This window comes from Geminicoccus sp., assembly GCF_035556675.1.
Classification (GTDB): domain Bacteria; phylum Pseudomonadota; class Alphaproteobacteria; order Geminicoccales; family Geminicoccaceae; genus Geminicoccus.
The window spans coordinates 1-13,166 of sequence record NZ_DATMFZ010000331.1 but is presented as its reverse complement, the minus strand read 5'-3'; the positions used below and the strand labels follow the sequence as shown (position 1 = coordinate 13,166).

Here is a 13,166-nt window from a genome sequence, read left to right as displayed (position 1 = left end):
TCTCGGCGGTGGTCCCGGCCGTCGGCATCGGCGGGTCATCGGGCAATGGCGGTGCCGGCGGCACTGTCTGCCTGCTGAGCTATGCGGCCGACAGCGCCAACTGCCAGCAGCAGGGCAGCGACGGGCCCGATGGCCGAGCGGCGACGGTCATCACCACCGGGGACGCGGCCATCGGCGTGCTGGCCCAGTCGATCGGCGGCGGCGGGGGCAATGGCGGCGATGCGACCGGCTATAGCGGCGAGAGCATCTTCAACCTGCAGATGGGCGGCAGTGCCGGCACCGCGTCCAGCGGCGGCATCATCGATGTCTTCCTGCGCGACCTGACCGTCCAGACCTCGGGGGCCCGCAGCATGGGGCTGGTCGCCCATTCCGTAGGTGGCGGAGGCGGCAATGGCGGTGCAGCCAGCGGCTATGACGGTGGCGTCGGCTATGCGGCAGGATTGAGCGTCGGCGGTGTCGGCGGCGGGGGCGGCAGCGGCGGTGCCGTGACCGTGAACCTCGAGAGCAGCAAGATCACGACCGGTCAGGCACTCGCCTCGGGCAGCGAGGACAACCAGACCACCGACGCCTATGGCATCGTGGCGCAGTCGATCGGCGGCGGCGGCGGCAATGGCGGCGCTGCCACCTCGGATGACATCGACGTGGCGGTGCCGACCGGCGAAGGCGTGTCCCTGGCGGCGACCATGGCCATGGCGGTGGGCGGCAAGGGCGGCAGCGGCGGCTCCGGCGGCAGCGTCGATGTCGAGCTTTCCGACAATACCGGCGTCAGCACGTTTGGCCAGGGCTCGCACGGCCTGATCGCCCAGTCGATCGGTGGTGGCGGGGGCAATGGTGGCAATTCGCAGGCTCTGTCCGCCACGGTCGGCGACGGCGATACGGTGGCGGCCGATGTCAGCGTCGCGGTCGGCGGCTCCGGCAGCGGCGGGGGCAATGGCGGCAGCGTGCAAGTGGCGATCGGCGGCCAGGATGGCGGGGATGCCACCACCATCCAGACCGCGGACGACTATGCCAATGCCGTCCTGGCCCAGTCGATCGGTGGCGGCGGCGGCAATGCCGGGGTCGGCAGCAGCAACACCTACAAATTGGGCGGTGCCGTCGACATCGACCTCGACATCGGCCTGGGCGGTACGGGCGGCAGCGGCAGTGCCGGCGGCACGGTCGGCATCGACCTGCAGCCCTATGCCGCCATCACCACCCATGGCTCCGGCTCGCGCGGCATCGTCGCCCAGTCGATTGGCGGGGGCGGTGGCGCCTCGCAGGGCGGCACCGTCATGCTGGGTGGTGTGGCCGGCGGCTATTCCGGCGACGTGGAGGTGGGCGTGGGCCGCAAGGGTGGTGGCGGCGGCACCGGCAGCACCGTGACGGTCGACAGCTATGGCGCCATCACCACGACGGGCGGCGACGCCGACGGCATCCTCGCCCAGTCGATCGGCGGCGGCGGCGGGCTCGGCGGTTCCATGGGCAACGATGCCTCCGCGGACCACCAGCTCGCCCAGGAAGTCTCGCTGATCAAGGACGGTGAGAGCACCTATACCTTCACCACCTATGTCGGTGGCCAGGGCGGCTCGGGTGCCAATGCCGGGGCGGTCGTGCTGGACACCACTGGCACTATCCGGACGGGTGGCGACTGGGCGGACGGGATCGTGGCGCAGTCGATCGGCGGTGGGGGTGGTGTCGGCGGCACGGCCACCGCGTCCGGGAGCCTCGCCAAGGCCACCACCGAGATCGGCGTGGGCGGCCAGGGCGGCATGGCCGGGGCCGGCGGCAACATCTCCGGCACGGTCGCAACCACCATCACTACCGGCGGCTACAGTGCGTTCGGCCTGCTCGCCCAGTCGATCGGCGGCGGCGGCGGCCAGGGCGGCGACGGCTCGGACAAGGCCAACGCCACCGTGCGGGTGGGCTCGGGCTCCGGCGTGGGCGGCTCCGGCGGTGCCTCGGGCAATGGCGGCAGCGTCGACCTGACCGTGACCGGCACGATCACGACCGCTGGCGACGATGCCCATGGCCTGGTCCTGCAGTCGATCGGCAGCGGCGGGGGTACCGGCGGTGCCGGCAGCAGTGCCGGGGTGGCGGAAGACATCGACGTGACGGTGACGGTCGGGGGTCGGGGCGGCGGCAGCGGTGCCGGCGGGGCCGTCACCCTGGAAGGCGCGCCCGCGGTGGCCACGACCGGCGAGCGCGCCTTCGGCATCGTCCTGCAATCGATCGGCGGCGGCGGCGGCATCGGCGGCACGAGCGCTTCGGCCAATGTCGCCTCGCTGACGCTGGGCGGGAACGGCGGCAGCGGCGTCGATGGCGGCACGGTCACCGCCCATCTCGATGGCGGCCACATCACCACCTCGGGCCAGGGCGCCCATGGCGTCGTGCTCCAGTCGATCGGTGGCGGCGGCGGCATTGGCGGCGACAGTTCCGGCACCGTCCTGGCCATGGGCGGTTCCGGCGGCAACAGCGTCGGCAATGGCGGCGACGTCAGCTATGACGCGGCCACCTCGATCACCACGACCGGCACCGGCGCCTTCGGGATCATCGCCCAGTCGATCGGCGGCGGTGGCGGGCTGGGCGGCAGCCGCTCCGGCGCGCTGGCAGGCTCCACCCGCACCGGCTCGGCCTCGGAGAGCCTCACGTCGGGCACGGTGTCGGTCCTGGCCACCGGCGACATCAGCGCTTCCGGCGAGAACGCGATCGGCATCTTCGCCCAGAGCGACGCGGTCACGGCGGGCAAGGTGACGGTCGAGATCAGCGGTGCGGTGAGCGGCGGCAGCGGCAGCCAGGGCGTGGGCATCCATGTCGACGAGGGCAGCGACAACACGCTGACCATCGACACGAGCGGCAGCGTGACCGCGGCTTCGGGCGTGGCGGTGCGCTACACCGCGGACAATCCCGGCGCTGCCGCCAGCCTGTCCATCACCAATAACGGCACGATCGACGGCTCGCTGGACGACGCGACGGTGGTATCGGGCAATCCGCCCGCTGCCGCTGCCCCGTTGGCCGCATCGAACGTCCTTGCAGCGACCACCCTGCCCCGGATCCGCCTGGACAATCGCGGGACCGTGGCGGGTGCGGCCGTGCTGGATGCGCAGGTCACCAATGGTGGGCGGCTGGTCGTGGGCGCCGCCCGCCAGGTCGACGCCACCGAGGTCACCGGCGACTTCGCCCAGACCGCCACGGGTCGGATCGTCGCCGACCTGGACCTCGCGCGCAGCAGCGGCGACCGGCTGGTCGTCCGGGGCGATGCCGAACTGGCCGGCCAGGTGGAGGTCGCCGCCATCACCCTCCTGCCCGGCCGCAGCGCCGAGGTGCTGACCGTGGCGGGGACCGGACGCGGCCGGCTGGAGGCGGCCGATTCGCCGATCTTCGACTACCGGCTGGACCGGGTCGGCAACGCCCATGTCCTCTCGGTGGCCGGGGCGAGCTTCGAGGCTCCGCTGGTCGGCCGCTCCATGAACGAGCGCCGGATCGCCCGTCATCTCCAGGCGGCCTGGGACCTGGGCGGCACGCCGGATCTGGCAGCCTTGTTCGCCGACCTCGATACCGCGACGCAGGGCGGCATCGAGAGCTATGGCGAGACGCTCTACGGCCTGACGCCGGGCACGGCCGCGGCCCCGGCGGCCAGGGCGCAGGCGGTCATGCAGGACTTCGCCGACAGCCTGTTCAACTGCCCGACCTTCGCGGGCACGAACGCCGTGGTGCGCGAGGGGAGCTGTGTCTGGGCGCAGGTCGCTGGCGGCAGCACCGACCAGGACGCGGCCGATGGCGCGGGCGGATTCTCACAGGACGGCTTCACCTACCAGCTCGGCATGCAGAACGAGCTGGCGGCCGGCTGGTATCTGGGCATCTCGGCGGCCTACCGGGAGGACAGCTACGACGGCGGCAACTCGCGCAGCAGCGGCGACAGCACGCTGGCCGGGATCACCGTGAAGCACCAGCAGGGCCCCTGGCTGCTGGGCCTGGGCCTGTCCGGCGGCTATGGGTGGTTCGACACCAGCCGCACCGTGGCGACGTCCGATGGCCAAGCCATAGCCTCGAGCGATCCCGAGGTGCAGAATCTCGGTCTGCGCGCCCGAGCGGCATATGATCTGGGCGGCGAGCACTTCTACCTCCGCCCGGCACTCGACCTCGATGCGATCTACACCCGCCAGCCGGGCTACCGGGAATCCGGTGCAGAGGCCCTGGATCTCGTGGTCGAGGCCAGCGACCAGTGGGGTCTGGTCGCCACGCCGTCGCTGGAGCTGGGCGGCAGGCTCGACCTGGCGCAGGGCTGGATGTTCCGGCCCTACCTCCGCGGCGGGGTGAGCTTCGCCGACCAGTCGGCCTGGCGTTCCACCGCGCGTCTGGCCGGTGCTCCGGATGGTGCCGGCAGCTTCGCCACCGAGGTGCCGATCGACGAGGTGGTGAGCCGGGTGGATGCCGGGCTGCAGATCCTGAACGGCGGCGATGTCGCGGTGCGCGTCCAGTACGACGGCGAGTTCTCCGACAACGTGACCAGTCATGGCGGCTCGCTGCGGGTCGACTTCCGCTTCTGACAGAGGCGGGGTTGTCCGTCGACGGCCGGCGATACGGTTCTAGATCTGGCTGGATGGCAGTGGCTTCCTGGCGGCAGGTGCATGGGCAGGGTCGAGATCCATCGGGCGAACCTTTCCGGCCGGGACCTGGCGGTAGGCGACATCCGCGGCCATTTCAGCCGGCTGGAGGCAGCTCTCGCAGACGCCGGGTTCGATCCCGTGGTCGACCGCCTGTTCTCGGTGGGCGACCTGGTCGACCGGGGGCCGGAGAGCGAGCAGGTCCTGGCCTGGCTGGCGCAACCCTGGTTCCACGCGGTCAGGGGCAACCACGACGACTATGCGATCCGCTTCGCCCGGGGCAATCCGGTGGACGCGGTCAATTATCGCCAGAATGGCGGCGGCTGGTTCCTGGCCCTGCCGGAGGCGCGCCAGCAGGAGATCGGTGCCGCCCTGGAGATGCTGCCGATCGCCCTGGAGGTCGAGACGGCGCAGGGGCCGGTGGGCCTGGTCCATGCCGACTGCCCGCTGCCGGACTGGCGGACGCTCTGCCATCGGCTGGAGAACCCCGAGAGCCGGCGGGCTGCGGGCGAACTGGAGGACGAGTGCATCTGGTCGCGTCGCCGGATCGCGGAACAGGACCTCGCTCCGGTCACGGGCGTGCGCGCGGTCGTGGTCGGCCACACCCCGCTCCGCCAGGCCGTGGCGCTGGGCAATGTCTACCATATCGACACGGCCGGCTGGCTGCCGGAGGGCCGCTTCACCCTGCTGGACCTGGCGACGCTGGAGCCGGTCGGCGGCGACACGGTCCTGATGATCACGCCGGAGCCCGGCCGAGCGTGAGCTTGGGAGTTGATCGGTGCGCCCGCGGGTCTACCGTCGCCACCACCGGCCCAGGCGGCGACCCGGCCGCCCTGCCCTTTGATCGAGAACGGAGCCCAAGCGATGCGCGGCGTCGTCATTCATGCGCCAAGAGACCTGCGGATCGACGAGGTCGCCCTGCCATCCCCCGGCCCCGGCGAGGTCCGGGTAGAGATTGCGGCCGGCGGGATCTGCGGCTCCGACCTGCACTACTACCGCCATGGCGGCTTTGGCGTGGTGCGCATCAAGGAGCCCATGGTCCTCGGCCACGAGATTGCCGGCACGGTCGCGGAACTGGGCCCGGGCGTGGCCTCGCATACGGTCGGCCAGCGGGTCGCGGTGAACCCCAGCCGGCCCTGCGGTCATTGCCGCTTCTGCCGGGAGGGGCTGCACAACCAGTGCCTCGACATGCGCTTTCTGGGCAGCGCCATGCGGATGCCCCACGTGCAGGGCGGGTTCTGCCAGAGCCTGGTCGTGTCCGCCGCGCAGGCCGTCCCGATCGCCGACCGGCTGAGCTGGAGCGAGGCGGCCATGGCCGAACCGCTGGCGGTCTGCCTGCACGCCGCGCGCCGCGCCGGGCCGCTCCTGGGCAAACGCGTGCTGGTCACCGGCTGCGGGCCGATCGGCGTGCTCGCCGTCATGTGCGCCAGGCTCGCCGGCGCCTCTATGGTCGTGGCGACCGACATCGCACCGGAGCCCCTGGCCCTGGCCAGGCGCGTCGGCGCCACGGAAGCGCTCGACACCGCCCATAGCCCCGCCGCCCTGGCTCCCTACACGGCCGAGAAAGGCAGCTTCGACGTCCTGTTCGAGGCATCGGGCAGCGAGGCGGCGGTGCGTGGCGCGCTGGAGGCGCTGCGCCCGCAGGGCGTCATCGTCCAGCTCGGCATCGGCGGCGACATGACCCTGCCGATCAACACGATCGTCGCCAAGGAACTGCAGCTGCGCGGCACGTTCCGCTTCGACGAGGAGTTCGCGCTGGCGGTCGAGCTGATGGGCCAGGGCCTGATCGACGTGACGCCTCTGCTCAGCGCGAGCATCCCGTTCGAATCCGCGGTCGAGGCCTTCGAGCTGGCCTCCGACCGCTCCCGCGCGATGAAGGTGCAGCTCACCTTCTGAGGCGGCCATCGAGCGGGCCGCCGTGAACGGTGGCCCCGCTCGATGGCCCCGTGACCTGCTCCTCGTCCACTTTGCCGAGCTTCTCGCCGGCCGCTGGCAGCGATCGCCGATCCGGTCCGCTGCAACCGAGATCCTGCGGTTGACGGTGACCCGGAGATTCTGTGTGCCCGGCGTACGACGCCTGTATCGGGTAGTCCGGAGCATATGTTAGGATCGCTTATTCGACTGCGCCGTTAGACAACGGGAAAGAAGCTGCGAACACGCATGCGGCGGCAGGCGCCTGCCGCCGCGTCGGGGACATCAGCCATCGGACGATCGGGGGCAGGCCATGACGAATGTTCTATCCGACGAGGAACGCGGGCTGATCGATGCCTACTGGCGCGCGGCCAACTATCTGTCGGTCGGCCAGATCTATCTTTACGACAACCCGCTGCTCAAGCAGCCCCTGGCCAAGGAGCACATCAAGCCGCGCCTGCTCGGCCACTGGGGCACCACGCCGGGGCTGAACTTCATCTACGTGCACCTGAACCGGCTGATCCGGCAGCACGACCTCGACATGATCTACATCACCGGCCCTGGCCATGGCGGCCCCGGCCTGGTGGCCAATGCCTATCTCGAAGGCACCTATAGCGAGGTCTATCCGAGCGTCTCGCAGGACGAGCCGGGCCTGAAGCGCCTGTTCACCCAGTTCTCCTTCCCGGGCGGCATCCCCAGCCATGTGGCGCCGGAAACGCCCGGATCGATCCACGAGGGCGGCGAACTCGGCTACTCCCTGTCCCACGCGTACGGCGCCGCTTTCGACAATCCCGACCTGATCGTCGCCTGCGTGGTCGGCGATGGCGAGGCGGAGACCGGGGCGCTGGCGACGAGCTGGCATTCCAACAAGTTCCTGAACCCGGTCGGCGACGGCGTGGTCCTGCCGATCCTGCACCTGAACGGCTACAAGATCGCCAACCCCTGCGTGCTCGCCCGGATCAGCCACGAGGAGCTGGACCAGCTGTTCCGCGGCTATGGCTACACGCCGCATTTCGTCGAGGGCGACGACCCGGCGACGATGCACGAGCTGATGGCGGCGACGCTGGACCGGGTCCTGGCCGAGATCCGCCAGATCAAGGCGGACGCGGGGGCCAACGGCGTCGGCACCCGCCCCCGCTGGCCGATGATCGTCCTGCGCACGCCCAAGGGCTGGACCTGCCCCAAGGAAATCGACGGCAAGCGCACCGAGGGCTTCTGGCGCGCGCACCAGGTGCCGATGGGCGGGATGCATGACAATCCCGACCATGTCCGCATCCTGGAAGAATGGATGAAGAGCTACCGGCCGGACGAGCTCTTCGACGATCAGGGGCGGCTCCGGCCGGAACTCTCAGACCTCCCGCCGCGTGGCACCCGGCGGATGAGCGCCAACCCGCACGCCAATGGCGGCGCGCTGCTGCGCGACCTGCGGCTGCCGAATTTCCGCGACTATGCGGTCGAGGTGTCGTCCCCCGGTGCGGCGGTGGCGGAATCCACGCGCGTCATGGGCCGGTTCCTGCGCGACGTGATGAAGCTGAACCTGGAGGCCCGCAACTTCCGCCTGTTCAGCCCGGACGAGAACAACTCCAATCGCTGGCAGGACGTGCTCGAGGTCACCAACCGGGCCTGGGTGGCCGAGCGCGAGGCCTATGACGACCACCTGGCCCCGGACGGCCGGGTGATGGAGATGCTGAGCGAGCACCAGTGCCAGGGCTGGCTGGAGGGCTACCTGCTCACCGGCCGGCACGGCTTCTTCTCCTGCTACGAGGCGTTCATCCACATCATCGATTCGATGTTCAACCAGCACGCCAAATGGCTGAAGGTGTGCAACCACATCCGCTGGCGGCGGCCGATCGCATCCTTGAACTATCTCCTGTCCAGCCATGTCTGGCGCCAGGACCATAACGGCTTCAGCCACCAGGACCCGGGCTTCATCGACCATGTCGTGAACAAGAAGGCCGAGGTGGTCCGGGTCTATCTGCCGCCGGACGCCAACTGCCTGCTCTCGGTCACCGACCACTGCCTGCGCAGCCGCAACTATGTGAACGTGGTGGTGGCGGGCAAGCAGCCGGCCCCGCAATGGCTGACCATGGACGAGGCGGTCCGCCACTGCACGGCCGGGCTCGGCATCTGGGAATGGGCCAGCAACGACCGGGGCAGCGAGCCGGACGTGGTGATGGCCTGCTGCGGCGACGTGCCGACCCTGGAGACGCTGGCGGCCGTGGACCTGCTGCGCCGCTACGCGCCCGAGCTCAAGGTCCGGGTCATCAACGTGGTGAACCTGATGAAGCTGCAGCCCAGCACCGAGCACCCGCACGGGCTGCCGGACAAGGACTTCGACGCGCTGTTCACCACCGACAAGCCGATCATCTTCGCCTTCCACGGCTATCCCTGGCTTATCCACCGCCTGACCTACCGCCGGACCGGCCACGGCAACCTCCATGTGCGCGGCTACAAGGAGGAAGGCACCACCAGCACGCCGTTCGACATGTGCGTGATGAACGACATCGACCGCTTCCACCTGGTGGGCGACGTGATCGACCGGGTGCCGACGCTGGGAGCCCGGGCCGCCTACGCCAAGCAGGCGATCCGCGACAAGCTGATCGAGCACAAGGAGTACATCGCAAGGCATGGCGACGACATGCCGGAGGTCGCCGGCTGGGCCTGGGGTCAGGCCGGGGCTGCGCCGGCGGCCAGCTCGACCGAGTCGGATAATGTCTGAGCCGGAAGGGGCCGAACCGAAAGGCTGAACCGACGCGACCGGTTCGATCAGGGGGAGGAAGAACAGGATGGGCAGCGCCAGGACCGGGCTCCACGCGGACAGGCAGGAGCCCCCTCGCCTCACCGACCTCCTCGAGCAGTACGAGTGCGGGCCCATCCGGTTCACCGGTACCGGCGACGCGCTCTTCGAGCGCCACCTCATGTTCGACAATGTGATCGGGCGATCGGAGGTGGGGCCGCGCGAGCGCTACGAGGCCGCCGCCCGCTCGGTCCGCGACGTCCTCTCGCAGCGCTGGCTGCGAACCGAGCGCACCTACCAGCGCAGGAATGCCAAGCGGATCTACTACCTCTCCATGGAGTTCCTGCTCGGCCGCTCGCTCGCCAACAACATCCTGAACCTGCGCCTCGACCCGATCGTGCGCCAGGCCGTGCAGGATCATGGGCTCGAATGGACGGCGCTGCTCGACGCGGAGCCGGATGCCGGGCTCGGCAATGGCGGGCTCGGGCGGCTGGCCGCCTGCTTCCTGGATTCAATGGCGACGATGCAGTTCGCGGCCATGGGCTACGGGCTGCGCTACGAGTTCGGCATCTTCCGCCAGACCATCGAGGATGGCTGGCAGCGGGCCAAGCCCGACAACTGGCTGCGCCGGCCCGATCCCTGGGAGGTCGCCCGGCCGCACGAGGCGGTGGAAGTGCATCTCGGCTGCTCGTTCGAGGTGCAGGGCGGCAGCCTGAGCGTGGCCGCCGGTCGCCCCTCGACCCTGCAGGGCGTCCCCTACGACCGCCCCGTGGTCGGCTATGGCGGCAAGAACATCAACACGCTGCGCCTGTGGCGTGCCGTAGCGCACCATGACTTCGACTTCGCCGCCTTCAGTGCGGGGGAGTTCGTGAGCGCTTTGGCGGGGCGGCTGTCGGCGGAATCGCTGACCCGGGTGCTCTATCCCGACGATTCCACCAGCATGGGCCAGGGCCTGCGCTTCGTGCAGGAATACTTCCTGGTCGCCTGCTCGCTGGCCGACCTGCTGCGCCGCTTCCGCCGCAGCAGCGACGACTGGGGCAGCCTGCCGGACCAGGTGGCGATCCAGCTCAACGACACCCATCCGGCCATGGCCGTGCCGGAGCTGATGCGGATCCTGCTGGATGAGGCCGGCCTCGGCTGGGAGCAGGCCTGGGACCTGACCCGGCGCACCCTCGCCTACACCAACCACACCCTCCTGCCCGAGGCCCTGGAGAAGTGGCCGCTGCGCTGGTTCGAGCTGCTCCTCCCCCGTCAGCTCGAGATCATCCTGGAGGCCGACCGCCGACTCGCGGCGGAGGTGCGCGCCCGCTTTCCCGGCGACGAGGGGCGCGTCGCACGCACGAGCCTGGTCGAGGACGACGGCGAGCGCCGCATCCGCATGGCGCATCTCGCCATCGTCGGCTCGCACAGCACCAACGGCGTGGCCGCGATCCATTCCGACCTGCTCCGCAAGGTCACGGTCAGGGACCTGGCCGAGCTCTATCCCGAGCGGTTCAGCAACAAGACCAACGGGGTGACACCGCGCCGCTGGCTGCTCATGGCGAACCCGGCACTTGCGGACAGCATCACCACTGCCATCGGCAATCGCTGGATCACCGACCTGGCTGAGCTGGAGAGGCTGGCGCCGCTCGCCGAGGACTCCGGCTTCCGCGACGCCGTGCACGCGGCCAAGCACCGGGCCAAGACGGGCTTTGCCGATTGGCTGAAGACGAACTCCGGCGTCGCGGTCGACCCGCAATCGATCTTCGACAGCCAGGTCAAGCGCATCCACGAATACAAGCGGCAGCTCCTGAACGGGCTGCGCATCGTGATCCTCTACAACCGGCTCCGCGAGAACCCCGATCTGGAGATGGCGCCGCGCACCTTCTTCTTCGCGGGCAAGGCGGCCCCGGCCTATGAGCTGGCCAAGCTCGTCATCAAGTTCCTCAACAACCTGGCGGGGACCATCGACGGCGACCCGGCCGTGCGGGGCCGCCTCCAGATCGTGTTCCTGCCCGAATACAACGTGTCGCTCGCCGAGCGGCTGATCCCCGCCAGCGACGTGTCCAACCAGATCTCGACTGCCGGCTACGAGGCCAGCGGTACCAGCAACATGAAGTTCATGATGAACGGCGCGCTCACGATCGGCACGCGCGACGGCGCCACCATCGAAATGGCCGAGGCGGCCGGCGAAGCGAACTTCTTCCTGTTCGGGCTGACCGCGCAGCAGGTGGCCGACAGCCGGCCCTGGTACAGCCCGTGGTGGCACTACGAGCACGAGCCCGAGACCCGGGCCGCCCTGGACCTGATCTTCTCGGACCATTTCAGCCGCAACGAGCCGGGCGTGTTCCTGCCGCTGCGCAAGCTCCTGCTGGAGGACGGCGACCGCTACATGCATCTGGCCGACCTCACTGCCTATCTCGAGGCGGACCGGCGGCTGGTCGAAGCCCATGCCGACCGGGACCGCTGGGCGCGGATGGCGGTCGCCAACATCGCCCATTCCGGAAGGTTCTCGAGCGACCGCACGATCGCCGAGTATGCAGCGGAGATCTGGCAGGCGAGCCCGTGCCCGGTGCCGTAGGCAGGCCGGATCCTGCGGATATTGTCCCCGGCTCGCCGGCACCGCTGGGCGCCACGCCGACGGCCGGAGGCGTGAACTTCAGCGTCTACAGCAGGCATGGCACGGGCGTGGAACTGCTGCTGTTCGACCGGGCCGACGATGGTGAGCCGGCATGGGTGGTCCAGCTCGATCCGGCGGCGAACCGCACCTATCACTACTGGCACGGGTTCGTTGCGGGGGTGAAGCCGGGGCAGATCTACGCCTTCAGGGTCGATGGCCCATGGGACCCGGCGCGAGGACTGCGTTTCGACCGCGAGAAGATCCTGCTCGACCCCTATGGCCGGGCCGTGGCCGTCCCTCCGGCCTACGACCGCAAGGCCGCCAGCCTGCCCGGCGACAACGCCGCGCGTGCGCCGAAGAGCGTCGTGGCCGACCCGTCCGCCTATGACTGGGAAGGCGACCTGCCGCTGCGGCGCCCATCGGCCCAGACCATCATCTACGAGATGCATGTCCGCGGCTTCACCCGCCACCCGGCCTCCGGCGTGCGCGAGGAGCTCCGGGGCACGTTCGCCGGCCTGGTCGAGAAGATTCCCTATCTCCGCGAGCTGGGCATCACGGCGGTGGAACTGCTGCCCGTGTTCCAGTTCGACCCGCAGGACTGTCCGCCCGGCAGGGTCAACTACTGGGGCTATGCCCCCATCTCCTTCTTCGCCCCGCACCATGCCTACAGCTCTCGCCCCGGCCCGCTGGCCGTGCTGGACGAGTTCCGCGACATGGTGAAGGCGCTGCACCGGGCCGGTATCGAGGTGATCCTCGACGTCGTGTTCAACCATACCGCCGAGGGCGGCGATGACGGCCCGACTTCGTGCTTTCGCGGGCTGGACAACAGTACCTACTACATCCTGGACGAGGACCCTGCCCGCTACGCCAACTACAGCGGCTGCGGCAACACGCTGAACGGCAACCATCCGGTGGTCCGGCGGATGATCGTGGACAGCCTCCGCTACTGGGTGGAGGCGATGCATGTGGACGGGTTCCGCTTCGACCTAGCCTCGATCCTGGCGCGCGATTCGTCCGGGCGGCCGATCCCGAGCCCGCCGGTCCTCTGGGACATCGAGACCGACCCGGTGCTGGCGGGCACGAAGCTGATCGCCGAGGCGTGGGACCCGGGCGGCCTCTATCAGGTCGGCAGCTTCGTCGGCGACAGCTGGAAGGAATGGAACGGCCGGTTCCGCGACGACCTGCGCGCCTTCTTCCGTGCCGAGCCCGGCTCGGTACGCCAGGTGGCGGACCGGCTGGTCGGCAGCCCGCACATCTTCGGCCACGAGGAGCGCGAGCCCGAGCAGAGCGTGAACTTCGTCACCTGCCATGACGGGTTCACCCTGAACGACCTGGT

Annotated in this window: 5 protein-coding genes and 1 pseudogene; all 6 read left to right on the top strand. The window is 69.9% G+C overall.

Annotated features, from left to right (window positions below; translation table 11 throughout):
* Positions 1-4,526, top strand: a pseudogene (locus tag VNS22_RS23435) (autotransporter outer membrane beta-barrel domain-containing protein); the annotation flags it as partial.
* An 81-nt stretch (positions 4,527-4,607) separates the two neighbouring features.
* The gene (locus tag VNS22_RS23430; protein ID WP_325736804.1) at positions 4,608-5,345 is read left to right on the top strand and encodes a metallophosphoesterase; all 738 of its coding nucleotides are present in this window, start codon (positions 4,608-4,610) and stop codon (positions 5,343-5,345) included.
* Between the two features lie 102 nt (positions 5,346-5,447).
* A complete protein-coding gene (locus VNS22_RS23425) occupies positions 5,448-6,479 on the top strand; it encodes an L-idonate 5-dehydrogenase (RefSeq protein ID WP_325736802.1) in 1,032 nt (343 codons plus the stop codon).
* Between the two features lie 328 nt (positions 6,480-6,807).
* The gene (locus VNS22_RS23420) at positions 6,808-9,213 is read left to right on the top strand and encodes a phosphoketolase family protein (protein WP_325736800.1); all 2,406 of its coding nucleotides are present in this window, start codon (positions 6,808-6,810) and stop codon (positions 9,211-9,213) included.
* A gap of 67 nt (positions 9,214-9,280) precedes the next feature.
* Entirely contained in the window at positions 9,281-11,791 is a 2,511-nt protein-coding gene (locus VNS22_RS23415) for a glycogen/starch/alpha-glucan phosphorylase (RefSeq protein WP_325736798.1), read from the top strand.
* A partial coding sequence (locus tag VNS22_RS23410; RefSeq protein WP_325736796.1) for an isoamylase occupies positions 11,776-13,166 on the top strand: 1,391 nt, incomplete at its 3' end. The genes VNS22_RS23415 and VNS22_RS23410, both read left to right, overlap by 16 nt.